The 25,130-nt window shown below is 62.3% G+C and carries 18 protein-coding genes; 10 read left to right on the top strand and 8 right to left on the bottom strand.

All coding sequences use genetic code 11. The features are described 5' to 3' along the window. Positions 1–86: 86 nt before the first annotated feature. The 4 genes from ABD937_RS22415 to ABD937_RS22400 are packed head-to-tail and all read right to left on the bottom strand — an operon-like array spanning position 87 to position 2,729. Entirely contained in the window at positions 87–773 is a 687-nt protein-coding gene (locus tag ABD937_RS22415; protein ID WP_345258245.1) for a carboxypeptidase-like regulatory domain-containing protein, read from the bottom strand. 9 nt (positions 774–782) lie between these two features. Then, entirely contained in the window at positions 783–1,466 is a 684-nt protein-coding gene (locus ABD937_RS22410; protein WP_345258244.1) for a hypothetical protein, read from the bottom strand. 12 nt (positions 1,467–1,478) lie between these two features. Continuing rightward, the gene (locus ABD937_RS22405) at positions 1,479–2,018 is read right to left on the bottom strand and encodes a PWWP domain-containing protein (protein WP_345258243.1); all 540 of its coding nucleotides are present in this window, start codon (positions 2,016–2,018) and stop codon (positions 1,479–1,481) included. A 30-nt stretch (positions 2,019–2,048) separates the two neighbouring features. Further along, the gene (locus ABD937_RS22400; RefSeq protein ID WP_345258242.1) at positions 2,049–2,729 is read right to left on the bottom strand and encodes a hypothetical protein; all 681 of its coding nucleotides are present in this window, start codon (positions 2,727–2,729) and stop codon (positions 2,049–2,051) included. A 155-nt stretch (positions 2,730–2,884) separates the two neighbouring features. Here ABD937_RS22400 and ABD937_RS22395 point away from each other — a divergent pair, with 155 nt between their 5' ends. Then, on the top strand, positions 2,885–3,421 hold the full coding sequence (locus ABD937_RS22395) for a hypothetical protein (RefSeq protein WP_345258241.1): 537 nt from the start codon (positions 2,885–2,887) through the stop codon (positions 3,419–3,421). 193 nt (positions 3,422–3,614) lie between these two features. Here ABD937_RS22395 and ABD937_RS22390 read toward each other — a convergent pair whose 3' ends face one another. From ABD937_RS22390 to ABD937_RS22380, 3 genes are all read right to left on the bottom strand, one after another. Continuing rightward, the gene (locus tag ABD937_RS22390) at positions 3,615–4,391 is read right to left on the bottom strand and encodes an ABC transporter permease (RefSeq protein WP_345258240.1); all 777 of its coding nucleotides are present in this window, start codon (positions 4,389–4,391) and stop codon (positions 3,615–3,617) included. 79 nt (positions 4,392–4,470) lie between these two features. Further along, positions 4,471–5,373 (bottom strand): ABC transporter ATP-binding protein, encoded by a 903-nt coding sequence (locus ABD937_RS22385; RefSeq protein WP_345258239.1) that lies wholly within the window; start codon positions 5,371–5,373, stop codon positions 4,471–4,473. A gap of 344 nt (positions 5,374–5,717) precedes the next feature. Continuing rightward, positions 5,718–7,997, bottom strand: coding sequence for an ATP-binding protein (locus tag ABD937_RS22380; protein WP_345258238.1), 2,280 nt, complete (start codon positions 7,995–7,997; stop codon positions 5,718–5,720). 460 nt (positions 7,998–8,457) lie between these two features. On the opposite strand from ABD937_RS22380, the gene ABD937_RS22375 reads away from it, so the two are divergent. The 5 genes from ABD937_RS22375 (at position 8,458) to sucD (ending at position 14,392) form a co-directional block, all read left to right on the top strand. After that, positions 8,458–10,794 carry an NADP-dependent malic enzyme gene (locus ABD937_RS22375; protein ID WP_345258237.1) on the top strand — a complete coding sequence of 779 codons (2,337 nt, stop codon included), beginning with the start codon at positions 8,458–8,460 and terminating at the stop codon, positions 10,792–10,794. A gap of 137 nt (positions 10,795–10,931) precedes the next feature. After that, positions 10,932–11,678: an MlaE family ABC transporter permease gene (locus ABD937_RS22370; RefSeq protein WP_345258236.1), complete on the top strand. Its 747-nt coding sequence runs from the start codon at positions 10,932–10,934 to the stop codon at positions 11,676–11,678. Further along, the gene (locus tag ABD937_RS22365) at positions 11,675–12,529 is read left to right on the top strand and encodes an ABC transporter ATP-binding protein (protein WP_345258235.1); all 855 of its coding nucleotides are present in this window, start codon (positions 11,675–11,677) and stop codon (positions 12,527–12,529) included. Before ABD937_RS22370 ends, ABD937_RS22365 begins: the two co-directional genes overlap by 4 nt. Positions 12,530–12,821: 292 nt before the next feature. Next, positions 12,822–13,355: a hypothetical protein gene (locus ABD937_RS22360; RefSeq protein ID WP_345258234.1), complete on the top strand. Its 534-nt coding sequence runs from the start codon at positions 12,822–12,824 to the stop codon at positions 13,353–13,355. A gap of 161 nt (positions 13,356–13,516) precedes the next feature. Beyond that, the gene (gene sucD / locus ABD937_RS22355) at positions 13,517–14,392 is read left to right on the top strand and encodes a succinate--CoA ligase subunit alpha (RefSeq protein ID WP_345258233.1); all 876 of its coding nucleotides are present in this window, start codon (positions 13,517–13,519) and stop codon (positions 14,390–14,392) included. 338 nt (positions 14,393–14,730) lie between these two features. Here the strand turns inward: sucD and ABD937_RS22350 are convergent, their stop codons facing one another. Beyond that, entirely contained in the window at positions 14,731–15,444 is a 714-nt protein-coding gene (locus ABD937_RS22350) for a proline and serine-rich protein 1 family protein (RefSeq protein ID WP_345258232.1), read from the bottom strand. Between the two features lie 143 nt (positions 15,445–15,587). Between ABD937_RS22350 and ABD937_RS22345 the strand changes: the two genes are divergently transcribed. The 4 genes from ABD937_RS22345 to ABD937_RS22330 all read left to right on the top strand — a co-directional run bounded on the left by ABD937_RS22345 (position 15,588) and on the right by ABD937_RS22330 (position 25,056). Continuing rightward, positions 15,588–21,659, top strand: coding sequence for an alpha-2-macroglobulin family protein (locus ABD937_RS22345; RefSeq protein WP_345258231.1), 6,072 nt, complete (start codon positions 15,588–15,590; stop codon positions 21,657–21,659). A gap of 233 nt (positions 21,660–21,892) precedes the next feature. Then, the gene (locus ABD937_RS22340) at positions 21,893–22,951 is read left to right on the top strand and encodes an NAD(P)/FAD-dependent oxidoreductase (protein ID WP_345258229.1); all 1,059 of its coding nucleotides are present in this window, start codon (positions 21,893–21,895) and stop codon (positions 22,949–22,951) included. Positions 22,952–22,957: 6 nt separating this feature from the next. Continuing rightward, a complete protein-coding gene (locus ABD937_RS22335; protein ID WP_345258228.1) occupies positions 22,958–24,796 on the top strand; it encodes a MutS-related protein in 1,839 nt (612 codons plus the stop codon). Beyond that, positions 24,796–25,056 carry a hypothetical protein gene (locus ABD937_RS22330; protein WP_345258227.1) on the top strand — a complete coding sequence of 87 codons (261 nt, stop codon included), beginning with the start codon at positions 24,796–24,798 and terminating at the stop codon, positions 25,054–25,056. Before ABD937_RS22335 ends, ABD937_RS22330 begins: the two co-directional genes overlap by 1 nt. The last annotated feature ends 74 nt before the right edge of the window (positions 25,057–25,130 follow it).

Below are 25,130 nucleotides of genomic sequence, written 5' to 3'. Positions count from 1 at the left end.
TCCCCTGACGCCTGCGGCGCTCGCAACGGCACAACGACACGATGGCACGACGAAACCACGAATAGGATCTGAACTTTCCCGAACCTTTATCTCCCGATCGCTACTTTCTTTTTAAAGCGCACAAAGGGGCCGCGTGACCCGACCCGGCGCATGAGGAGCTCCCACTCGGAGACGTACTCCATCTCGTATTCCCACACGCGGCCGTCGGTAATGTGCTGGTTGAAGAGTGGATGTGGCGGGAGGCGGAAGGTGACTGTATAATTACCGGGACGCGGGAGCGTCACCCGTGCGTTCGAAAACGAAACTGCGGAGGCCTCGAGGTGGTAGACCGCGTAGCCGCGGGGCAGCAGCAACCGGGCGAAGCCACTGGAGTCGGCAGTCGTTCCGTTGCGCAGGTCCGCGGATGTCAACCCGCTCCGGATCGTGGCGTAGGCCACGGCCCTGCCCGCCGTATCGATACACCGGATCAACACTGTGTCTACCACGCCCCCGGAGCCGGTACGGGTGGCGGTTGCGAGGGGCAGAAGCGCAGGCTGCGGCTTCTGCATTTCGAAGGTGAAGAACAGCCGGTCGCCGCGCGATTGGACGGTGCCGCGCCCCGACTGCCCCCAGGTGCAAAAGAAGCCACTGTAATAGAAAGAATCGGCGCCTACAAAGGTGAACGACTCTGCCCCGAGGCCGCCGTAGCCGTAGGTGCCCTGGAGGTCGACGGGCTGGGCGACTGCCGACGTAGCAAGTAGCAGGAAGTAAAGGAAGAAGTAATTGCGATTCATTGAGATCAATTAAGGTCTGTCATCTGCTTTTCTCCACCGGATCGTGCCACGCTCGCCCGGATGGCGGCTGTGGAAGCCCGACTCCGTCCACACCTCGAGCACCCACTCAAATCGGTAGTCCATAAGCGCCAGTCGCTGCCATTGATCCGGCACCAGAAACAGCTGTAATGCATAGCGCCCCGGGCCATCCACCCGTGCCTGCACGCCGTGATAACAAAAGTTGTACGCATACAGCGCAGACGGCTTCTTGAGGCGGATGTCCAGCCTTCCCTCGGCGTCGGTCATGAGCGTGTCGGTGCCATTCACGGCTACCTGTACGAACGGCAGCCGGTTGCCGGACGTGTCGAACGCTTCTACGTCCACGCGGGCATAAAACGGATGGGCACCGGTGAGGCGGAGTACGGCCCGCGACGGAGGGGCCGGTGGAAGATCGGGCTTGTGAACGTGCAGCACAAGGCGCCGGTTACGCAGCGTATATGTGCCGCGATACAGGTAGTCGGGCCAGCAGGCATCACATTGCAACTCGAACGAATCGGTACCGAAGAACCGGAGCCTCGTGCGCTCCTCGTAACCTCCGTGTCCTTTGCGATCAATGACGTAGGTTCCCTGCAGCAGGTCATCCTGGGCGCTACCGCGAAAGGCGGAAAGCGACAGGACCAGTAGACAAACAGCGCGCAGGAGTGTTGCCGGCATGAGCGATACAATTTAGGAACGTTGATCCGTCCAGCGATAGAACCGGCGAATACCGAAAGCGGAGCGGCACGCGGATCGTTTCGCGCGTGGCACCAATTCCGCATGGTAATTGCCCGCCTCGCGGGCCCACCAGCTGCGCACGCTTTCCTGGTATCTGGGTTTGCTGGCATCGTCGAACAGGAAATCGTAGAAGCTCCAGCACGACGCACCCGTCTTTTCGTCGATGACTACCACGTCGAACTGGATACCTGTAACCACGAAGGCCGGGAACTCGCCGATCTCGATGAGGGCGAAATGAGCGAGTTCGCCTACATTGAGCGGGACCTTCTTACATGGATGCCGCACCCGGGTGGGCCGGGCATCGGTGAGCGCACCGATCAGCACCGGGATTGCCGCGCGGCCGCCGGCCACGAGTTGCCAGAACGGACGGGCGCTGCAGTCGATGGTATCGGTCTGCATACGGGCGAGCTCGTCGACGAGCGTCCGGAGACGGCCCTCCTGCGCCTGCAGGTCGACGGGCTGGGCGAAGGCAAGGGTATTGCAAAAGCGCATAGAAGGAGTAAAGAGACTCGGCGCATAAGATTATTTTCTGTTTCTCGCCGCGGGCCGGCCCTGTACTTTTTGAAAGTAGCGCACCCTGCGCCAGGGTTCCGCGTACTGCACCTCGAACGCTTCCCGGGTCACGTCGCCCAGAACCCACTCTAACACCCGCCCGTCGGTGATCGGGCCATACGCTTGTTGGTCGCGCAGCAGCGTGGCCTGCAGCGTAAAGATACCTGCTTCGGTGATCGTGCAACGAACAGTATCCCTGGCTATGGCGCCGATCACGAGGGTTGCCGGTGGACAGACCTTTATACTGCTTCGCCCGTCGGCATCGAGTTGTACTCCGTAGCGGGTTCCGTACTCGCGCACGGTGCCAAACGGGATGGGTTCGCCCGAGGTGTCGCACGCGCTGATCGAAACGTAGGCAAAGCCTTCGAGATCGCCGGTACGGGTCAGATGCGCTTTGGAAGACAACCTGGCCGAGTCCGGGACGTATTCAAACTGCAGGAACAATCGCCCCTCGCGCACCCGGCACGTGCCTCGCCCGGCATTGGAACTGGTGCAGGTCCAAAGAACGTAGTAGAACGAATCAACGCCTGCAAAGGTGATATCTTCCCCGACGAAGCCTCCGTGCCGGTACGTACCGAGCAGCTCAACGCTGTTCTGGGCAGAAGACGTACTTGCTCGTATCAGGAACAGAAGCATCAGCACGTTGCGCATTCGGGAAGGATTGTAAACAGGAAGACCCATAAAGGCGCCCATTCGCTGCTTTACCCTTCACCTTCGCTATCAACCCATTAGCACATCACCCCATCACCCCATTCGTTCTCCGGCACACTTTCTGCATTTCCACAGCTAACCTAAAACCCCTCCGTATGAAACGGGCATTGGCCTCCCTCCTCCTGATCGTGTGCGGCAACCTCTGGGCCGGCGCGCAAACGACCTACTACGACTTCTATTACACCAACCTGCCGCCCGCGCGCGTGGCGCCTTATATGTCCGCCTTCCGCACGGGCTTCGACTGGCTCTACCTGCAGCGCTATACCGGCGATTCGTGCAGCGGCTGCACCCGCCTCGCCCCTACGGCTACACTCCAGGCGGCGGCGCTGCCTACCCTGAGCCAGGCCCTCTTCGCCCATATTCCACAGGACCTCTACCAGCGCAACAATGTGCCCGGCTCCACCTACCACATCGTAGGCACCAAGGCCGCGCCCTACATCATCCGCACGCTCTACACCCTCGCCAACGACAAGGTGGAGCCGCTGTACCAGGTCCGCATCGAGTTCACCGATGCCCCCGGCACACCCGCCGTGCAGGACATCTCCGTGTACGATCCCAAAACAGCCAAGCGCTTCTCCCGTAAGCTCGTGCTCAGCAACTACAAAAGAACGATACCGGCCAAGGGCCGGTGATCGATCTCAGATCTCGGATCTCGGATCTGAGATTTTTTTCAGGACGAACCTTTCTCATCGCGTTTGATAGCCTTCGCTTGCACGAAACTTCGCTACCAGGCAGCGCCCAGTAATTTGCTGAGCGCCCCAGATCACCGATCTGAGATCCGAGATCTGAGATCAAAAAACCCCGGCTTTGGCCGGGGTTTTTTCGTTATCCTTTCTCCTTGCGGAAGCGCAGGTCGAGGTAGCCGAGGAGCAGGAAGCCGGCGGCATAGGCGATGGAGAGGTACTCGTGCTGCACGAACCAGCCGCCCTTTTTCTGGGCGATCGACTGCAGCGTGAGGGTCGGGTGCGAATAGGGGATCAGGTCGGCATGCTCCCAGTGAAAGCCCGACGCCACCTGGCCACCGATCAGCAGGGCGAGGCCGATGCCCACCGGGGCGATGAAGCTCTTGAAGCGCATGCCCAGCAGGAACTGCAGGGCCGAGATGCCCAGCACCGAGGCATAGGTGCGCAGGTTGAGCCGCACGAGCGCTTCCCAGTCGAAGCTGGCCTTGAAGAAGCTGTACTGCGGGTGGATGACGTTCGCCACCACGGCCGCGAGGATCACGAACACGTTGAAGGAGACAACGCAGAGCAGCACCATGCCCTGCACGGCCAGAAACTTCGAGAAGAAGATCTCGGCGTTGGATTGCGGGGAGGCGAAGACCTGCTTCCATGTATTATTACGGTACTCGATCTGCGGCACGAGCGCGGCCATCATGATGATGAACATCGGGAACAGAAAGGCATTGAACACCTGCCAGTTCATGAACAGGTGCGACTCCCAGGGCATCATCTGAAGCTGCTTGACCATTTTGTCGGCCTTGAGCACATACACGAGGAAGAAGATGACCGGGATAAAGGCGGCGCCGATAAGGGCCAGCCAGAACGAAGCGGTGCGGCGCGTCTTGAGCATTTCCGACCGGAGGGATATCGCGAGAGACATATAAAAAGGTTTTGGAGGTTTTGCAGGTTGCGTCGGCAACAAATCAGAGATCTGAGATCCCAGATCACAGATCTGAGATCTAATTCCCGGACGTGATGTCGATGAAGAGTTGCTCGAGGTCGTTCTGCTGCGGCTGCAGGAGGTAGACGTCGACGTTGTTCTGCACCAGCACGCGGGCCACACGGCCAACGCCGTCCTTGCCGGTGAAGGGGAGCACGAGGTGACCATTCTTTCGCTCGGCGCCCTCGGATTGCAGGAGGCGGAGCGCGCCCTCGTTGTCGGAGGTGTCGAGCTGCAGGAGGCTCTTGCCCTGCTGCATGTGCTTCAGCTCGGGGAGCGTACCCTGGAAGAGCATCTTGCCTTTATGGATGATGCCCACATGCGAGGCCATCTTTTCCACCTCGGCGAGGATATGGCTCGATACGATGATGGTGGTGCCCTCCTCGCGGTTGAGGCGGCGGATCAGCTCGCGCGTTTCGATGATGCCGTTGGGGTCGAGGCCGTTGGTGGGCTCGTCGAGGATGAGGAGCTCGGGGCGGTGCAGGAGCGCGATGGCGATGGAGAGCCGCTGCTTCATGCCGAGGGAGAACTGCTTCGCTTTCTTCTTACCGGTGCCGGCCAGGTCTACGAGCTGCAGCACCGCGTCGATGCGGGCTTTGTCGGCGCCGTAGATGCGGCGGTATACCTCGAGGTTCTCGCGGGCCGTGAGGTGGCCGTAGAGCGAGGGCTGCTCGATGAGGGAGCCCAGTCGCTTCAGGATCGGGAGGCGGCTCGTGCGGATGTCTTGCCCGAAGAGGCGGGCCTCACCCTGCTGCACTTGCAGGAGGCCGAGGAGCAGGCGGAGCGTGGTGGTCTTGCCGGCCCCGTTGGGGCCGAGGAATCCGTAAATCGCGCCCGGCTCTACGCGGAGGTTGATGTCCTGGAGCACCGGCTGCCCGGCGAAGCGATGACTCAGATGGGTGGTTTCAATCAGCGGCGTCATGGGGGACTCTGTTTGGTTGTAGTCCAAATGTAGCGTCCCTGTTTCAGCTCGCCGCTATCTATTCCACGTACCGGCGCTTTGCCGGGATGAAACGGGTGTTGCAGGAGATCGGTATCGGTGGCTAACATTTTTTTCGCCGCCGCAAGCGGCTGGCAGTCTTTAAAGAGGTGCGCGGGTTTCACGCAAAGACGCGGAAGCGCAATGCGGTAGTTGAAAGTGTGGGAACACTGCTGTTTGTGAGACGGATCATCGCATTTCCCGCCGTGCCTCTGTACCGTTGTGCCGCCGTGTGCACCAGTCCTGCCGCAGGCAGGACCTTAAAAAAAACGTTGCAACAGAAGTCGCTATTCCCTACGGTCTGCCGGCAGGTAGATCTCAAACTCCGCGCCCTCCCCTTCGGCGCCGCGGGCCGTAATAATACCGCCGTGGTTCTCGGCGATGCGTTTGCAGATGGCGAGGCCGATGCCGGTGCCCGCGTACGCTTCCTTGTCGTGCAGGCGGTAAAAGATGTTGAAGATGCGCTCCTGCTGTTCTTCCCGGAAGCCGATGCCATTGTCCTGTACCCGGATGCGGTAATAAGGCTGCGCGCGGTCGAGCAGGGGCAGGTGAAAGGTGCCCGGCGCCGCGAGGGAGCAATCGATCCGGACTTCCGGAGCCAGGCCGGGCTTTGCAAACTTGAGGGCGTTGCCCACGAGGTTGGTGAACAGCTGGCGCATCTGGTAGGGCACGGCCGGCACCGTCGGCAGAGGCGTGCTCTCGAGGCGGCCGCCTTTCTCGCGCAGCTCGTCCTCGAATGCATCGATCACTTCGGCGATGATGCCGTTCAGGTCGGTAGGCACATGCGCCTCGGCAGGATCGTCGGTGAGCGAGTAGCTCATGATATCGTCCACGAGCTGGCGCATCCGCTGTGCCGAGCCCTGGATCTTGGAAAGGGCATTCAGCAGGGACTCCGACAGCTGCACCTCGTCGCTGCCCATCACCTTGGAGGCGAACACCTGGATCTTGCGGATCGGCTCCTTCAGGTCGTGGGTGGTGATCCAGTTGATGTTGGCGAGCTCGTTGTTGGCCTTCACCAGCTTCTCGTTGAGAAGGCGCTGGCTGGCTTCCTCCGCGCGCAGGTATTCGAGGTGCACCTGGTTCTGCAGCGCCCCCGCGAAGCGGGCTGCCGCGTTCGTTTCCGAGTAGCGCCACTCGCGGCTGTGCCCACGTACCTGCTCCTTGTATTGCGCAAACGACGAGCGCGGGGTCAGCATATTCGTAACCGGTGAGCGCTTCACTGCTTCACGCGGATCGCCGGCCCAGCGGATGGTGCGCTCAAACTCTTCCCGGAACCAGATGATGGCGTCCTTTTTCGGGTCGCCGAGCCGCATATACAGCACCCCCGACGCCTCGCGGGTGATCTTCGCCGCATCGGGATAGTGGGCGGCGAGGTGCGACGTAACGAATTGCTGCCCTTTCCCCTGCGCCAGCCATTGAAACAGCGCCCGCAGCCGGTCGCGCCCCGGCACCAGCCCCATCTCGTGCAGCTGTCCCTGGTGGAGCAGGGCAACGCCGCTCGCATGGGTAAGCGCCATCAGCGAGGAGAAGCTGCGGAAGCGCGACGGGAAATCCCCCTCCTGCTGCAGGGCGTTGAGCAGCTGCTGCAGGTGTGCCTCCACCACCGTATAAATACCGTATTCCTCCGCCACCTGGCGCACGCGGATCTGCGAGGTCAGGAAATGTCCCTGCATGAGGGCCGCCTGGCGCTGCCGGTGCACGAGGTGCAGCGGGCCGTGGTGGTGGCAGGCGATGAGTCCCCAGAGGCGCCCTTCCAGCACCAGCGAGATCGTGAGGGTGGCGCCCACGCCCATATTCTTGAGGTACTGGATGTGGATGGGCGATACGCTGCGGAGCAGGGCGTCGCTGAGGTCGAGGCTCGCATGGTCGCCGTTGCCGGCGGTAAGGATCGGCACGGGCTCGTAGTGCACGTCGTTGATGGCGCGCATCAGGTTGCGCAGGTAGAGCTCGCGGGCCTGCGGCGGGATGTCGGTGTTGGGGTAATAAAGACCGTGGAACGGCTCGATGTCGGCGACCTTGCTTTCTGCATACACCTCACCGTTGTATTCCGGGTCGAAGCGGTAGATCATGACGCGGTCGAAGCCGGTGATGGCCTGCACCTGCGCCGCGATCCGGCCGCAGAGCTCCTGCAGGTCGCGGGAGCGCTCGATATGCCCGATGAAGTCGCGGGTCTGGTCGAAAAGCTCTGCGTCGTTGACGGTGGGCACATGGCAGCATTCCAGCTCCACCAGCACGCTGCCATCGTCGGCCGGGCCGGCGAACACTTCCCAGGCCCTGCCGCCGGCGGTGTGCGGGAACGGCTTATCGCGTGGGTCGGGGCGGCCGAGGGCTTCGTTCACGGCGGCAGCGAGGGTGGCGTCCACTTCGGCGAGCGGACGCTGCAGGAGGCCGGACGGCTCTGCCCCGAAGGCCCAGGCGCAGTTGGCGCTGCAGAAGCGGATAATCCCGCTTCCGTCGAGGGCAAGGAGTACGCCGTGGGGTTGGATGGAGCCGGGAATATGGATCGGCTCGCTGGCACAGTCGGCAAGGTTGGGCAGGTCCCGGTTCGAGATGTCCTTGAGATTCATGGCCCGAAAGATAGGCCCGGGCCGGGCGGCAAATGCGGATGAGTTCGATGGAATGCCCGAAAGCGAAGACCCGTTCTTGCGGGACGTACCTGTTGTTGAAACCTCGCTTCCTGCCGGGTCCGCTTTGATTCAACAAGGGGATCCGGGGTGTTCGACAATCCGCAACCGGTCAGGCGTCGCTACACCGGTACGCTGCGCTTGCTATGACGGACACAACGATACACCGCGCCTTCGTGTCTCCGTTCGTACCTGTTGTGCCGCAGCGTCGCTGTGCCGCCTTGTCAAATTACCCTGCCGCAGGCAGGATTACCGGTGAGCGCAGCGAACCCTGACTATGCGTACCCCGCGCCTTGGCGTCTTGGCGTGAAACCCGCGTCGTGCGTTGAGAAAAGCCAGCCGCTTGCGGCGGACCCACCCGCCCCTTACGCGAAACCGCCGTTTTGCCCCATCTTTGCAGCTGATGTCTAAAGTATTAAGAAAGCAGGCTGCCCTCGATTACCATTCCAAGGGACGTCCCGGGAAGATCGAAGTGGTGCCCACCAAGGAAGCAAAGACCCAGCGCGACCTCTCGCTTGCCTACTCGCCCGGCGTGGCCGAGCCCTGCAAGGAGATCGCCGCCAATAAGGAAGACGTATATAAATACACCGCCAAGGGCAACCTCGTAGGCGTGATCTCGAACGGCACCGCCGTGCTCGGCCTCGGCAACATCGGCCCCGAAGCCTCCAAGCCCGTCATGGAAGGCAAGGGCGTACTTTTCAAGATCTTCGCCGACATCGACGTGTTCGACATCGAGATCAACGAGACCGACCCCGAGAAGTTCGTGCAGATCGTCAAGGCCCTCGAGCCCACCTTCGGCGGCATCAACCTCGAGGACATCAAGGCGCCCGAGTGCTTCGTGATCGAGAAGGCGCTCCGGGAGCAGCTCACCATCCCGGTGATGCACGACGACCAGCACGGCACGGCCATCATTTCCGCCGCGGCCCTCCTCAACGCGCTGCAGATCCAGAAAAAAAGGATCGACAAGGTGCGCTTCGTCATCAACGGCGCCGGCGCCGCCGCCATGGCCTGTATCCAGCTCTATGTGTCGCTCGGCGCCCGGCCCGAGAACTTCTTCGTGTTCGACATCAACGGCCCGCTCCACCGTGGCCGCACCGACCTCGAGGACTTCAAGAAGAAATTCGCCAACGCTCCCGCCGACTGCAACCTCGCCAAGGCCCTCAAGGACGCCGACGTGTTCGTGGGCCTCTCCGTGGGCAACGTGGTCACGGGCGATATGGTGAAGAGCATGGCCCGCAACCCGATCGTGTTCGCCATGGCCAACCCCGACCCGGAGATCTCCTGGGACGAGGCCAAGGGCGCCCGCAAGGACCTCATCATGGCCACCGGCCGCTCCGACTATCCCAACCAGGTCAACAACGTACTGGGCTTCCCCTACATCTTCCGCGGCGCCCTCGACGTGCGCGCCCGCGGCATCAACGAGGAGATGAAGCTCGCCGCCGTGAAGGCACTCGCAGAGCTCGCGCAGAGCCCTGTGCCCGATATCGTGAACCTGGCCTACAACACCAAGACCATCACCTTCGGCCCCGAATACATCATCCCGAAGCCCCTCGACCCTCGCCTGCTCGCCACCGTGGCGCCGGCTGTGGCGAAGGCCGCCATCGACTCGGGCCTCGCCCAGCAGCCGATCCATGACTGGGAAGCCTATAAGACGGAGCTCAACAAGCGCCTCGGCCTCGACAACCAGGTGATGCGTGCCCTCGGCTCGAAGGCCCGCCGCGACCCGCGCCGCATCGTGTTCGCCGAAGCCGACAACGTCAAGATCCTGAAGGCCGCCCAGATCGTGTTCGACGAGGGCATCGGCTATCCCATCCTGCTCGGCGACGAGGCCAAGATCCGCAGCCTGGCCGTGGCCAACGGCATCGACATCGAGGGCCTGCCCATCTTCGACCCGCGCTCCGACGCCATGGAGGAAAGCCGCAACAAGTTCGGCGAGCTCTTTTTCAAAAAGCGCGGCCGCAAAGGCTTCAACTACTACGAGAGCAAGAAGGTGATGCGCGACCGCAACTACTTCGGCTGTATGATGGTGGAGACCGGCGAGGCCGACTGCATGATCTCGGGCCTCTCTAAGAACTACCCCGACACGATCCGCCCGGCCATCCAATGCATCGGCGTCGACGAGGGCGTCAACCGCATTGCGGGCATGTACCTCATGCTCACGAAGAAAGGCCCCATCTTCCTTGCCGATACCACGGTCAACTTCCACCCCACCGCCCAGGAGCTCGCCGAGATCACCCTGCTGGCGGCCCAGGAAGTGCGGAGCTTCAACATCACCCCCCGTATTGCCCTGCTGAGCTATTCCAACTTCGGCTCCTCTACTTCCGACGAGGCCCGCCTTGTGGCGGAGGCCCGCCGGATCGTGAAGGCAAAGGCCCCCGGCCTCATCGTGGACGGCGAGATGCAGGCCTCGCTCGCCTTCAACAACGAGCTGCTCAAAGAGAACTATCCCTTCTCCGAGCTCGTGGACAAGCCGGTGAACACCCTCATCTTCCCGAACCTCGCTGCCGGCAACACCGCCTACAACCTCCTGAAGGAACTCGGGGCCGCCGACGCCATTGGCCCGATTTTATTAGGCCTCAAGAAGCCCGTGCATATCCTGCAGCTGGGAAGCTCCGTCCGGAATATTGTGAATATGGCTACTATTGCAGTGGCGGACGCCCAGATCAAGAACCAGCAGGCTGCGGATGAAGCCATCCGCCGCTCGCCGTGGTGGAAGCGGCTGAAGAAACGTGAATCGTGATGCGGGAATCGGGAATCGGCAATCGGTAATGAGCGCCTTTTTCGATCGATTTTGGCTTTCGGACCTTCTGATTGCCGATTCGCGATTCCCGATTGCCGGTGCATTTAGGACTGACCGAACAAGAGACTACTAAGCCCATGATGACCTTTTTATCCGATATCGGCCGGTTCATCAACATGATCAAAAGCATGTTCTCCCGGCCGGAGAACTTCAAGATGTACTGGAAGGAGTTCATGCACCAATGCACGGAGATCGGCATCGGCTCGCTGGGCATCGTGGTGATCATCTCGGTGTTCATCGGGGCCGTATCGGCCGTGCAGACCGCCTACCAGCTCACAAGCCCGCTCATTCCGCCGGAGACCATTCCGCAAATCGTGCGCGACACCGTGATCCTCGAGTTCGCCCCTACCCTCGTCTGCATCGTGCTGGCCGGCGTGATCGGCTCCAAGATCGCGGGTGAGCTGGGCAACATGCGGGTGTCGGAGCAGATCGACGCCCTCGAGATCATGGGCATCAACACAAAGGCCTACCTCGTGGCCCCGAAGATCCTCGCCTCGCTGGTGATGATCCCGATGCTGATCGTGCTCGCCGCCGTGCTCGGCATCTGGGGCGGCCGCCTCGCCTCCACCGCTTCCGGCATCCTCGACGCCACCACCTACGACCGCGGCCTCATCATGAACTTCATCCCCTACAACGTCTTCTTCGCCCTCTGCAAGGCCTATACGTTCGCCTTCTTCATCTCCAGCATCCCTGCCTTCTTCGGCTACCATGTGAAGGGCGGCGCGCTCGAGATCGGCCGGGCCTCCACCAAGAGCGTCGTGGTTACCTGCATCACCATCCTGTTCGCGGATTATGTGCTTTCCGCCTTACTGCTCCAATTATGATCGAAGTAAAAAACCTGAAGAAAGGCTTTAACGGCAAGACGGTGATCCAGGGCGCCTCCGTAACGATGGAAGCCGGCAAATGCAACCTGATCATCGGCTCCTCGGGCTCCGGCAAGACCGTGCTGATGAAGTGCATGGTGGGTCTCTTCCAGCCCGACTCGGGCCAGATCCTCTACGGCGGCCAGGACTTCACGGCGATGGACGTGCGGCAGAAGACCGAGATCCGCAAGGAGATCGGGATGCTGTTCCAGGGTTCGGCGCTCTTTACCTCGATGACCGTGGAGGAGAACATCGTGTTCCCGCTCGATATGTTCACGAAGCAGACCAACAAGCAGAAGCGCGACCGCGTGAACGAGGTGCTCGAGCGCGTCAACCTCAAGGGCGCCAACAAGAAATTCCCCGCCGAGCTCTCGGGAGGCATGATGAAGCGCGTGGGCATCGCCCGCGCCATCGTGCTCAACCCGAAATACCTGTTCGTGGACGAGCCCAACTCCGGCCTCGACCCGCAGACCTCGGGCCTCATCGACCAGCTGATCAACGAGATCACGAAGGAATACAACATCACCACCGTCATCAACACGCACGACATGAACTCGGTGATGGAGATCGGCGACCACATCATCTACATGTACCAGGGCGAAAAAGAGTGGGAAGGCAATTCCAAGGAGATCATCTTCTCCAAGAACGAGCGCCTCAACGACTTCATTTTCGCCTCCGAGTTCCTGCGCGATGCGAAAGACATGCGCCAGCTCGAAGAAACCGGCAAGATCGCCAACAACCGCAACATGGAGGAGCTCACGAGGGACGATGCGCCCGAGCTCGTGCCGCCTTCCGACGATCCCAAGGAATAATGGGAGAATGGGGTGATGGGAGAATGGGATAATATGTTGGCTTCGGCTTCGCTCAGCCTAACTAATGTTCTCTTGTCATTCCGAGCCTGCCGGGGGAAGGTTGCGAAGGCAGCCCTTTTTTGTTAGCGGACCGGAAATCCTTGCAGGAGCCCGAGCCCGTCGGGGTAGGCAAAGCGCTTGTCCTCCTGAGCGAAGCGGAGCAGAGTCGAAGGAGGGCATGCGGGCGTTCGTCCGGCAGTTTGGCGGGATGCGCAGAAGCCCCTACCTTTCTGCTCCTAAACTTTACCCGCTTATGGAATCGACCTACCAGACCCGCGACGTGCTGCAGAACGAGCTGCCGCCGGCCCGCCCGAGAAGCCTCAACATCCTGACGATCCTCACCTTCATCGGCTGCGGCCTGGGCTACCTGGGCGCGCTTTTGGGCATGGTCTTTACAAAAGACTATAACACGCAGCGCAGGGAAATGGAGGACGCGCTCGACAAAATGGGCAGCAGCGGCTTCGGACGCGGCATGATCGAATCGCAGCTGGAGTCCCTGGAAAAGAACCGTACCTATTTCGAGAACGCGTATGAGCACCGCTACATCATTTTCGGGTCGTTGCTGGTATTCACCACCATGTGCCTGATCGGCGCCATCCGCATGCGCCAGCTGCGCCGCAGCGGCTTCCCGATCTATACCATCGGCGAGCTGGCTCCCATTGCGGTCACCATCGCGCTGCTCGGCTTCAGTGGCGACGGCACCTGGAAGACCTACATGGGCTACATCATTCCCATCGTCTTCGTGGCCCTGTATGCCGCCCAGCGCAAGTACCTCACCCGTGACTGAGCCTTCCCTGAATGTTTTCCAAAGCCCGCCCCGGCGGGCTTTTTGATACCCCCAAGCGATTCCCGGCCCAGACCCGCCGGTTCCAAAATCGCGGACTCCTTCCGCCGAAACTTTAGCGAAGGCGGATTTCCTTACTTTTGCCCCACTTTTAAAAACCGGATATGAGCATTCTTGTCAATAAAGATTCGAAGGTCCTCGTGCAGGGCTTTACCGGCACGGAAGGCACCTTCCATGCGTCGCAGATGATCGAGTACGGCACCAACGTCGTGGGCGGCGTAACGCCCGGCAAGGGCGGCAGCGACCACCTCGACCGCCGCGTGTTCAACACCGTGGCCGACTGCGTGAAGGAAACGGGCGCCAACGTGTCGATCATCTTCGTGCCGCCGGCCTTTGCCGCCGACGCCATCCTCGAGGCCGCCGACGCCGGCGTAGCCCTCGTGGTGTGCATCACCGAAGGCATTCCCGTGCAGGACATGGTGCGCGTGAAAAGCTACCTCCAGGGCAAGACCACCCGCCTCATCGGGCCCAACTGCCCCGGCGTCATCACGGCCGGCGAATGCAAGGTCGGCATCATGCCCGGCTTCGTATTCAAGCAGGGCCGCGTTGGCATCGTATCCAAGTCGGGTACCCTCACCTATGAAGCCGCCGACCAGGTGGCCAAGGCCGGCCTCGGCATCTCCACGGCCGTCGGCATCGGTGGCGACCCCATCATCGGCACCACTACCAAAGAGGCCGTTGAGCTGTTCATGAACGACCCCGAAACCGACGCCATCGTGATGATCGGCGAGATCGGAGGCGGCATGGAAGCCGAAGCAGCCCGCTATATCCAGAGCACCGGCAACAAGAAGCCGGTCGTCGGCTTCATCGCCGGACAGACCGCTCCTCCCGGCCGCCGCATGGGCCACGCCGGCGCCATCGTGGGCGGTGCCGAAGACACGGCCGCTGCCAAAATGAAGATCATGGAAGAATGCGGCATCCACGTGGTGCAAAGCCCCGCCGACATCGGCAAGACCATGGCTTCCGTGATCGGAAAATAACTCCCCCTTGCATAGAAAAAGCCGCTCCTGAGGAGCGGCTTTTTCTATGCAAGGGGGATCTCAGATCTCGGATCTAGGATCTGAGATCTGTTTCAGATTGAATTGACCTTACACACCATACAGTGCTCATAAGGAACGCGAGGACCATAGATCTGAGATCACAACATCCGAGATCTGAGATAAAACGAAAAGCCCCTCTCGCGAAGGGCTCTCCAGGTGGAATTATAGGTAGCAAAGTTGATCTATTGATCGCAGGTCGCTGATGCCAGATCTGCCGAAGTGTGCAAGGTAATTTCCACTTTGAACCCAGATCCGAGGTCCCAGATCTGAGATCCTCATTAGCGCTTGTCGCGGAGGAACTGGGCCAGCTGGTCTTTCGTGCCTTGTGAATCGAAAACGTCGAGCAGCTGGTAAAAATTGCGCTGGTCTACGGTGCGGTCGTAGGCGACCTTCGCGGCCTCGAGTCGCTCGGAGTCGAAAGAGAACTGCTGCAGCAGCTGGCGTACCTGCGCCACCGTTACATAGTTGCGCACGAGGGCTTCGCGCACCACAGTCTGCTTGCCGCTGCTGAACCACTCCTTCTTTACCTGTGCCAGCAGGCCGCTGAATTCGGTGTCGGTCATCGCCTGGCGATAGCCGTAGGGATCGCCGCCGCCGGGGTTCCAACCGCCATTGCCGTTACCGCCGTTCCACTGGTCGTCCTGCTCCCAGCGGGTGCCCGCGGGGCGCTCGTCGGTATACATCCGCCCGAAGCGGTTCACCATGACGTCGAGGTGCATGTTGGGACGCACGTAGATGGTGGTTTGCAGCACCACCACCGGGCGGTTGTTGCGGCCACCACCGCGGCGGCCATAGCGCAGCACGCGCAGGGTGTGCTGCCCCGGGGCAATGCCTTCGATGTCGACGCTGTTGTCGTACAGGGTATAATTGCGGTTGTCTATCTGCACCTGCAGGTCGCGGCCATTGGCCAACGTGATGCTGAGGCGGCCTTCGTTGTAAGCAAAAGCCGAAGTAAAGATCGTTGCGAACAGTAGGGTAAAAATTGCTTTCATATAGTGATCTCCTTTCTCGTCAGATGCCAAAGAAAGCGGAACCGTTTCGGGAGTTGCGATAAAGAATCGTTAAAGCCCCGGATCAGCTGTACGGATTGTGCAAAATGTTGTGTGAAAGCATCCTTCCTTCATATCTTTTCGCCATGCAATTACGGTCCCTTATCCTTTTGACAAGCCTGCTGCTGCTCGGTTCCGCCCACGTCGACGCACAAACGAAACAATGGTACGACCGCCAGTGGGAGAAGGCCGACTCGCTCTCGGCCATCGCCGGCAAGCCGCGGTCGGCACTCGAAGTGGTCAACAGCGTTTACAAAAGCGCCCGTGCCCAGAACAACGAAGCCCAGCTCATTCGCGCACTCGTATACCGTACCGGGCTCCGGGAAGGCACCCGTGAACAGGGAGCGGCCCTCGGCATCCGCGAGCTGGAGGCCGAGCGGAAGGGGCTGCGCGGCACGGCCCTGGCACTCGTCAACAGCCTGCTCGCCCGCACCTACCGTACTTATACAAGCCACCACCACTGGCAGATCCGGAACCGCACCGCTACCGGCATCACCAATGAAAAGGATATCACGACCTGGACGCTGCGCGACCTGCACGAGCGCATCACCGGCTTATATGAAGCTTCGCTGAGCGAGCGCGCCCTGCTGCAGCGCACGGCGCTGACCGCCTACGCCCCCCTCATCCGCACCGGCAACAGCCGCGCGCTGCGGCCTACCCTCTACGACCTGCTGGCCCACGAAGCCCTCGACTACTTTAAAAGCGGCGAAGCCGACCTGGCGCGCCCCGAGCGTCCCTTTGCCATCGCGCAACCCGAAGCGCTGGCGCCGGCGTCCGAATTTGCCCGCGCGCGCTTCGCCACCACCGACAGCGCCTCGCTGCAGTGGCGCGCGCTGCGGCTGTTCCAGGACCTCATCACCTTTCACTTGCAGCGCGGTGATGCCGCGGCGCTCGCCGACGTCGACCTGGACCGGATCGCCTATGCCTACGAGCATTCCGTGCATCCCGACAAGGAAGCGCTCTACGTAGCAACCCTCCGCCAACTGATGGCGCAGCGACCCGGCCGGGAAAGCCATGGCGCCGCCTACCTCCTCGCACAGCATCACGAAGAAAAGGCCGGAAGTTACGACCCGCTGAAAGACAGCTCCGGGCGCTGGGAGCGCAACAAGGCGATCGCGCTGCTCGAGCCCGTGGTGCGCGACAGCGCGGTGAAGAGCGCTGCCTGGGTAATGAGCTACAACCTCCTCCAGCAGCTGCGCCGCCCGTCGTTCAGCATGGAAGCGGAAAAAGTGAATGTGCCCGGTGCGCCCTTCCGGGTGCTGGTCAATTACCGCAGCGTTCCGAAGCTCTATCTCCGCGCCATCGCCCTCAAAGACACCTCGAGCCTTTCTCTCAACGACGCCGCGAGCTGGGCCGCGCTGTTGCGGCGACCCGCGGCAGCTACCTGGGAGCAGGAGCTTCCGGCAACCGGCGACGCACAAACCCACCGGGTAGAGGTGCCGGCGCCCGCGCTGGCGGTAGGCCGCTACCTGCTGCTCGCCAGCACCGAGCCGACCTTCCGGGCTGCCACCACCCTGGCCAGCGGCGTCGACGTGCTCGTCTCCAACATCAGCCACGTGCGTCGGGGCGAAGCGCTCTACGTGCTGCACCGCGTTACCGGCCGTCCGCTCCCCGGCGCCGTTGTACGCACCGTGTACCACGAATACAACAACCGCCGGCAGGAGTACGAGTACCGCAACGGACCGGTACTTACCGCCGACAACCGCGGGCAGGTGCAGCTGCGTACCGGCAACAGGCAGCGCCAGCTTTACTTCAAAGTACTGCACGGGCGCGACAGCCTGTTTCTTGTGGATGGCAACGACGGCTACTATGAATTTGACCCGGGCAAGCCGGAGCCGCAAAAGGAGCGCACGGAAGTTTCGTTCTTTACCGACCGGGCGATCTACCGCCCCGGGCAGACCGTCTTCTTCAAAGGACTGGTGGTGCGCCGGCTCAACGGCGTGCGCGTGGGGGCGAGCAGCAGCAGCACCGTATTTCTGCGGGATGCCAACGGGCAGGTCAAGGATTCGGTGCGACTAACGACCAACGACTACGGCTCCTTTCACGGACGCTTTACGCTGCCTGCCACCGGGCTCACCGGCAGGTTCAGCATCGGCACCGAAGGCGGCGAGACCTCGTTCTCGGTAGAGGAATACAAGCGCCCGAAATTCTACGTGGAGTTTGCCGAACAGCGGGGCAGCTACCGCGTGGGCGATTCAGTCCGCGCCGAAGGAACCGCCCAGGCCTACGCAGGCAATACGATCGGCGACGCGCGCGTCACGTACCGCGTGGTGCGCGCGCCGCGCAGGGTGTGGTCCTGGTGGTGGCGCTGGATGCCGCAAGGCACCGAGCAGGAGATCACGCATGGCGAAACCACGACCGATGCGGCCGGCCGCTTCAGGATCAACTTCACCGCGCTCCCCGACGGCACGCTCGACTCCGCCTCCAACCCCGTGTTCGACTATACCGTTTATGCCGACGTCACCGACATCAACGGCGAGACGCGCAGCGGCGAGCAGACCCTGGCCGCCTCCTACCGCTCGCTGCTCCTCTCTTTCGAGGGCAAGGAGCGCGAGCACGCAGACTCTTTTGCGCGGGTGCCGGTGCAGGCCACCAACATCAACGGCACGCCGCAGCGGGTGCGCGCCTCCGTCAGCATCCGGAAGCTACGCCCCGAGCCCCGCCTCGTACGCGCCCGCTACTGGGAGCGCCCCGACCAGTTCGTGCTGTCGAAGGAAGCGTTCCTGCGCCTCTTCCCCCTCGATGAATATGCGGGCGAATCGGACTTCCGCACCTGGACACGCGACAGCATCGTGTGGCAGGGTACAGATACCATCGGCACCGACAGGATGGGCCTTGCATCCACCGGCATGTCGCTCGGCGGCAAGCGCCTGCAACCGGGTTTCTACGAGATCGAGGTCCGAAGCGCGGATTCCGCCGGCCGCCCGGTAACCGCCACCACCTTCGTGGAGCTGTATCGCCCCGGCACGCTCACCCGGCCCGAATACCTGTGGGCCGCAGGCCCCGACACCGCGTTGGAGCCGGGCCAGCAGGGCTCCGTGCAGCTCGGCTCGGCTACCGACATCCACCTGTTCCGCAACGAGCTCCGCGGCGACAGCAGCCGCGTCACGACGCAGGAGCTCCCGGCCGGCGTGCGCAGCTTCCCCTTCCCGATCGCGGAGACTGACCGCGGCGGCTTCACGCTGCACTTCCTGTTTGTGCGCGACAACCGGCTTTATGAGCACACCCAGCGGGTGACTGTACCCTGGACCAACAAGGAGCTGCGGGTAGTGTACGCCACCTACCGCAACAAGACCCTGCCCGGCGCGAAGGAAGAGTGGAAGCTCACGATCACCCGCGCCGACGGAAGACCCGTGGGCGCCGAAGTGCTGGCCTCGCTCTATGATGCCTCGCTCGACCAGTTCCAGAAGCACCGATGGAGCGTGCCGGGCCTGTACCCGGACTCTTATTCTGAAACCCGTTGGGACGCAGGCTCCAACTTCCGCGCGGAAGAATCGTTCGAGCGTGGCCCCGAGCTGGCCGAGCGGGAGTTCAACAAAACCTATGACGGGCTGATCTTCGATATCCTGGGTACGGGTGCATTCCTCTCGATCCATTCAGGCCGTGTGATGCGTATGGCCCGCCCCCCTGCTGCACAAGCTGCCATGGGCTCGGCAGCGATGGACAGTTACGGCTATAATACAACTACGGCAGCAGCCGTTCGCTACAACACGGCGGAAAAGGTTGAAATGACGAAGTTTACACCACCGAAGATTTTGAAGGACGAAGAGGTCCGCAAGGAACCCGTACCTCCCGCCCAAGGGACGACGCCGACGGTACAACCCCGCCGCAACTTCAACGAGACCGCCTTCTTCTACCCGCAATTGCAAACCGACTCCGCCGGTGGCCTGTCGCTTACCTTTACACTGCCCGAATCGCTCACCCGCTGGAAGCTACAGACGCTGGCGCATACCAAAGACCTCGCGTTCGGCCTTGGCGTGGAGGAGCTCGAGACGCAGAAGGACCTGATGGTGCAGACGAACGCCCCGCGCTTCGTGCGCCAGGGCGACCACTTCGAGTTCACCACCAAGATCGCCAACCTCACCGACAAGGAGCTCACCGGGCAGGTACAGCTCGAGCTGATCGACGCCGCCACCGGCACGCCCGTGGACGGCTGGATGCAGAACGTATTCCCGAACCAGTATTTCACGGTAGCCGCCGGCGCCAGCAGCTCGGTGGCCTTCCCGATCGAGATCCCGTATTTATACACGAGCGCGCTCACCTGGCGCATTACGGCACGGGCCGGCAACTTCTCCGATGCCGAGGAGTCGACGCTGCCCGTGCTTTCGAGCAAGGTGCTCGTCACCGAGTCGCTGCCCGTTTCGATGCGCGGCAGCGGCAGCAAGACCTTCCGCTTCGACAAGCTCCTGGCCTCCGGCAACAGCGAGACGCTGCAGCACAAGGGATTCACGGTGGAATACACCGCCAACCCCGCCTGGACGGTGGTGCAGGCCCTGCCCTACCTCGTGGAGTACCCCTACGAATGTGCCGAGCAGCTCTGGAACCGCTATTACGCCAACACACTCGCCGCGCACATCCTGCAAAAGGCGCCGAAGATCCGCGCAGCGCTCTCCCGCTGGCAGAGCCGCGACACGGCCGCATTGCTCTCCAACCTGCAGAAGAACGAGGAGCTGAAGTCGGCCCTCCTGGAAGAAACGCCTTGGGTGCTCGAGGCGCAGAACGAGACGCAGCAGCGCCGCAGCATCGCCCTCCTCTTCGACCTCACCCGCCTCGCCGCCGGTCAGCGCAAGGCCCTCGAGCAGCTTGCGGCCGCACAGAACGCCACCGGCGCCTTCCCCTGGTTCTCCCGCGGCCCCGACGACCGCTACATCACACAATACATCCTCGCAGGCATCGGCCGCCTGCAGCAACTGGGCATCAGCTCCGATGAGCTCACCGGCATCCGCGACCGCGCGCTCAATTACGTGGATCGCCGGGTGCGCGACGACTACGCCGCGCTGCAGCGCTCGAAGGCAAAGCTGGCGGAGCAGCCGGTAAGCCGCCACATTGCGCAGTACCTCTACCTCCGCTCCTTCTTCAAGACGCGCCCGCTCTTCAAGGGCAGTGAGGCGGCGCACGCCTACTACCTCAAGCAGGCTGCCCGCTACTGGCAGAAGCTGCCGAAGATCAGCCAGGGGCATGCCGCCATTGCCCTGCAGCGCTATGGGGTGCCGGCGGCCGCCCGCACCATCATCGGGTCGCTGAACGAAACGGCGATCCGAAGCGAAGAGCTCGGGATGTACTGGAAGGACAACAGCTACGGACAAAGCCCTTACTGGTACGAAGCGCCCATCGAAACGCAGGCAACGCTGATCGCCGCCTTCCAGGAGGTAGGTGCCGACGCCCGCACACTCGACGACCTCCGTAGCTGGCTGCTGCGCCACAAGCAGACCAACAGCTGGCGCAGCACCACGGCCACGGCCGATGCCTGCTATGCGCTGCTCCTGCAGGGCACGGAGTGGCTGTCGGACGTGCCTTCGGTCACGATCCAGGCCGGCCCGCTGCGCGCGAGCACCGACACGTCGGCCGAAGCCGGTACCGGCTACTTCCGCCGCAGCGTGGACGGCGCCCAGGTGAAGCCGGCCATGGGCAACATCTCCGTAGATGTGCGGGCCGCCAATGCCGTGTCTGCACGTCCCTCGTGGGGCGCCGTGCATTGGCAGTATTTCGAAGAGATCAGCAAAGTGACGCGCGCCGCCACGCCGCTGCAGGTGGAGCGCCGCCTCTTCCGTAAGGTGAACACGGACCGCGGGCCCGAGCTGCGGGCGGTAGGCTCCGAAACGCTGCATGTGGGCGACAAGGTGACCGTGCGCCTCGTGATCCGCGTAGACCGCGACCTGGAGTTCGTGCACCTGAAGGACCTGCGCGCCTCGGCGCTGGAGCCCGTGAACGTGCTGAGCAGCTACAAATGGCAGGACGGCCTCGGCTACTACGAGAGCACCCGCGACGCCAGCACCAACTTCTTCTTTCACTGGCTGCCCAAGGGCACCTATGTGTTCGAGTACCCGCTCTTCGTGACGCACAAAGGGCAGTTCAGCGCCGGCCTCACCACGATCCAGTGCTTGTACGCACCTGAGTTCAACGCGCACAGCGAAGGACAGCAGCTCACGGTCGAGTAAGGGTTTCACGCGAAGACGCCAAGTACGCAAAGAGCGCAAATAACGAAAGGGCCGCCTCAATACTGGGGCGGCCCTCTTTATTGATTTTGCGTGCTTGGCGCACTTTGCGCCTTTGCGTGAAAACGGGCCGTCGTCGGCCCTTGTGTCGGAACCAACAACGCATGACGAACGGTTTTCGTATCACGCCCCGATTCACATCGGATGAAACGGGCACCGGCCACTAAATTTGGCGCATGAACGTGGACTTCCTCATCGTAGGCCAGGGCATTGCAGGCACCCTGCTTTCCTGGTTCCTGCACCGGGCCGGCAAGAGCTTCGTGGTGATCGACAACGGGGCCGAGCCCACCGCTTCCAAGGTGGCGGCCGGCATCATCAATCCCGTTACCGGCCGCCGCTACCACACAACCTGGAAGGCCGACGAGCTGCTGCCGCACGCCGAGAAGACCTATGCGGAGATCGGCGCCCACTTCAACAAGCAGTACCTCGTGCGGAAAAACATCATCGACTTTTTTCCGACGCCCGGGGCCCGGGAGGTATTCGTGGAGCGGGTTCAGGAAGGCCACACCTATATGGACGCCTACCCCGACCAGAACCACTTCAACCGGCACATCCGCTATGACTTCGGCTGCGGCGAGATCCGCCCGGCCTTCGTCACCAACCTCCCGGCGCTGCTTGCCGACTGGCGCCAGTGGCTAAGCGACAAGAACGCGCTGCTGGAGGAAGACTTCGTGGCAGACGACTTACAACTCGAACAAGAAGGCGTGCGGTATGGAGCCCTGCGGGCGCAAAAGATATTGTTCTGTGAAGGTCCCGCCGGCACGGCCAACCCCTGGTTCCGCCTCCTGCCCTACGCGCTCAACAAAGGCGAAGCGCTCCTCATCGAATGCCCGGACCTTCCGAATACGCATATCTACAAGAAAGGCTTCCTGCTCGCGCCGCTCCCCGTGCAAGGCACCTTCTGGGCAGGCTCCAACTATGCCTGGGAGGGATTGAACGAAGGGCCGACCGAGGCCTTCCGCCTGCGTACCGTACAACTACTGGAAGCCACCCTGCAGCACCCGTTCAGGGTGCTGCACCACCATGCAGCCGTGCGCCCCGCCACCGTGGAGCGGCGCCCCTTCGTGGGGCTGCATCCCGTGCACCCGCAGATCGGCATCCTCAACGGCACCGGCTCCAAAGGCACGTCGCTGGCGCCCTATTTCGCGCAGCAATTCGTCAATCACCTGCTCCACGACGCACCCCTTACCCCGGAGGCCGACGTACGCCGCTTCACCCGCCTCCTCAGCAAATAACCGTTGATGAACACGACTCCCCCGCCCGCTCCCGAGGCCGCCTATACCCATGCGCTGGCCGGGCACCAGGCCGACCTGGCACGCGCCCTCCGGAAACGCAACCGCCTCGGGTGGCTGCGCCTGCTCGCCTTCCTGGCAACGGCCGCGTCCGTACTTCTACTGTTCGGGGAAGCCGGCGCCTGGGGACTCGTACCGGCCATTGCCGGTATCGCGCTCCTGCTCCGCCTCGTGGTACTGGATGTGAACAACGCGGCAAGGATCCGGCACCTGAGGGTGCTGATCGGCATCAACGAGGAGGAGCTCCGCTGCCTGGCGTACCAATTCGGAGCGCGCTTCGACGGCGCCGCCTTCGAGCCCCACGAGCATCCCTACGCACGCGACCTCGACCTGTTTGGCCCCGCCTCCCTGTACCAATGGATCCAGCGCTGCGGCACCGAGCCCGGGCAGGCCCGGCTCGCAGACGACCTTCTGGCCGCACGATCGTCGGCCGTGATCGGGGGCCGGCAGGCGCTCGTGCAGGAACTGGCGCCGGACCGCGCCTGGCGGCAGGAGTTCTATGCGCGGGCACGCCGCTCCACGCTGCGCACGGAAACCGAGCGCAAGGCATTGACCTGGAGCAGCCAGGATGCAACCCACTTCGTAGGAAGTGGCTGGCGTCCCTTCGTTACGGGACACAGCGTATTGATGATCACCGCGGCCCTCGCTGCCGCTACCGGATACCTGCCCGTGCCGCTGTTCTCGCTGCTGTATGGCGTTTCGCTTGCAGCCTCGCTGCTCCTGGGCCGCCGCACGGTGGACACCTACCGGCAACTCGGCGGCATCGTACCGGAGATCGAGACGCTGCGCAGCCTGCTGGAAAGCATCGAGCAGCGTGCTTCGGCAGCTTCGCTCTGGAACGAGTGGAAGAGCCGGGCGATGAGCGACGGGGCGAGCGCCGCGCGGGAGATCGGCACCCTGAAAGGCATTCTCGACCGCTTCGACCTGCGCCTCAACATCATGGGACTGCTCCTGCTCAACCCCTTCCTGCTCTGGGACGTACGGCAGCAAATGGCACTCAACGAGTGGCGCCGCCGCAACGGCCGCCTCGTAGCGGAGTGGTTTGCGCTGGTAGCGGAAGCCGAGGTCTGGAATACGCTCGCCACCCTTCGCTTCAACCAGCCAGGATGGTGCCTCCCTTCCTTCCGCGGGCCGCATTTCTACTGGAGGTCTGCCGGCCTCGGCCACCCGCTGCTGCCCCCGGACCGCCGGGTGACCAACGACCTGCCCATCGAAGGCACCGGCAGGGTGGCATTAGTGACGGGCTCCAACATGGCGGGCAAGAGCACCTTCCTCCGCAGCCTCGGCGTCAACAGCGTGCTGGCGCACCTGGGCGGGCCGGTATGCGCTACGATGCTGGAACTCTCCCACCACCGCCTCATGAGCAGCATGCGCATCGCCGATAACCTGGCCGAAAGCACCTCCACCTTCTACGCAGAGCTGAAGAAGATCAAATCGGTGATCGACGCGGCCAACCGGAAGGAGCCCGTATTTATACTGCTCGACGAGATCCTCCGGGGCACCAACTCGCAGGACCGCCATACGGGCTCGGAAGCCCTCATCCGCCAGCTGCTGCGGCAGGGCGCCGTGGCAGTGATCGCCACCCACGACACGGCGCTTGCCGCGCTTGCCGGCACCTACCCCGGCGGCGTGATCAATTACCACTTCGACGTGCAGGTGGAAGGGGAAGAGCTGTATTTCGACTACCGATTGAAGACTGGGGTGTGCCGCAGCCTCAACGCATCGATCCTGATGCGGAAGATCGGCATCGAGCTCGATGAGCACCCGCCGTCCGATCTGCAGCAGTGATGCTGATCGAAGGCCCGCAAAGCCACTTAACCGCCTATTTTCGCGCCGAACCGCCGATATTGCCAGTCATCACAGGTACTTTACCGGTCGTGAAAGGGAAAACACCACTGCTCCCGGATTGCGTTTGCGGGCTGGAGGGGGTGCTTATATCTTTGATGGATCAAACCAACCGGAGCATCGCTCCCAACAAAATGACACATATTCTGGATGCCTTATTTGCCCGCTACCGCCAGCGCGTGAAACCACCGGCACTTCCCTGACTGTCTGCCGCGGTTCCCGCGGAATGTATGCGCTCCCACCCCATCACCGCTCGCAAAAAGAGCAACCCGTATCC

It is taken from the genome of Flaviaestuariibacter amylovorans (assembly GCF_039541815.1).
GTDB lineage: Bacteria > Bacteroidota > Bacteroidia > Chitinophagales > Chitinophagaceae > Flavisolibacter > Flavisolibacter amylovorans.
The sequence above is the reverse complement of the archived record's forward strand: the minus strand, read 5'-3'. Positions and strand labels throughout refer to the sequence as shown.

What these genes read in the sequence shown, in the direction of transcription:
- ABD937_RS22380 (WP_345258238.1), bottom strand. Translation starts at nt 7,997, where the DNA reads ATGAATCTCAAGGACATCTCGAACCGGGACCTGCCCAACCTTGCCGAC.
- ABD937_RS22335 (WP_345258228.1), top strand. Translation starts at nt 22,958, where the DNA reads ATGAACACGACTCCCCCGCCCGCTCCCGAGGCCGCCTATACCCATGCG.
- ABD937_RS22405 (WP_345258243.1), bottom strand. Translation starts at nt 2,018, where the DNA reads ATGCGCTTTTGCAATACCCTTGCCTTCGCCCAGCCCGTCGACCTGCAG.
- ABD937_RS22415 (WP_345258245.1), bottom strand. Translation starts at nt 773, where the DNA reads ATGAATCGCAATTACTTCTTCCTTTACTTCCTGCTACTTGCTACGTCG.
- ABD937_RS22350 (WP_345258232.1), bottom strand. Translation starts at nt 15,444, where the DNA reads ATGAAAGCAATTTTTACCCTACTGTTCGCAACGATCTTTACTTCGGCT.
- ABD937_RS22345 (WP_345258231.1), top strand. Translation starts at nt 15,588, where the DNA reads ATGCAATTACGGTCCCTTATCCTTTTGACAAGCCTGCTGCTGCTCGGT.
- ABD937_RS22360 (WP_345258234.1), top strand. Translation starts at nt 12,822, where the DNA reads ATGGAATCGACCTACCAGACCCGCGACGTGCTGCAGAACGAGCTGCCG.
- ABD937_RS22365 (WP_345258235.1), top strand. Translation starts at nt 11,675, where the DNA reads ATGATCGAAGTAAAAAACCTGAAGAAAGGCTTTAACGGCAAGACGGTG.
- ABD937_RS22395 (WP_345258241.1), top strand. Translation starts at nt 2,885, where the DNA reads ATGAAACGGGCATTGGCCTCCCTCCTCCTGATCGTGTGCGGCAACCTC.
- sucD (WP_345258233.1), top strand. Translation starts at nt 13,517, where the DNA reads ATGAGCATTCTTGTCAATAAAGATTCGAAGGTCCTCGTGCAGGGCTTT.
- ABD937_RS22390 (WP_345258240.1), bottom strand. Translation starts at nt 4,391, where the DNA reads ATGTCTCTCGCGATATCCCTCCGGTCGGAAATGCTCAAGACGCGCCGC.
- ABD937_RS22410 (WP_345258244.1), bottom strand. Translation starts at nt 1,466, where the DNA reads ATGCCGGCAACACTCCTGCGCGCTGTTTGTCTACTGGTCCTGTCGCTT.
- ABD937_RS22330 (WP_345258227.1), top strand. Translation starts at nt 24,796, where the DNA reads ATGCTGATCGAAGGCCCGCAAAGCCACTTAACCGCCTATTTTCGCGCC.
- ABD937_RS22340 (WP_345258229.1), top strand. Translation starts at nt 21,893, where the DNA reads ATGAACGTGGACTTCCTCATCGTAGGCCAGGGCATTGCAGGCACCCTG.
- ABD937_RS22400 (WP_345258242.1), bottom strand. Translation starts at nt 2,729, where the DNA reads ATGCGCAACGTGCTGATGCTTCTGTTCCTGATACGAGCAAGTACGTCT.
- ABD937_RS22370 (WP_345258236.1), top strand. Translation starts at nt 10,932, where the DNA reads ATGATGACCTTTTTATCCGATATCGGCCGGTTCATCAACATGATCAAA.
- ABD937_RS22385 (WP_345258239.1), bottom strand. Translation starts at nt 5,373, where the DNA reads ATGACGCCGCTGATTGAAACCACCCATCTGAGTCATCGCTTCGCCGGG.
- ABD937_RS22375 (WP_345258237.1), top strand. Translation starts at nt 8,458, where the DNA reads ATGTCTAAAGTATTAAGAAAGCAGGCTGCCCTCGATTACCATTCCAAG.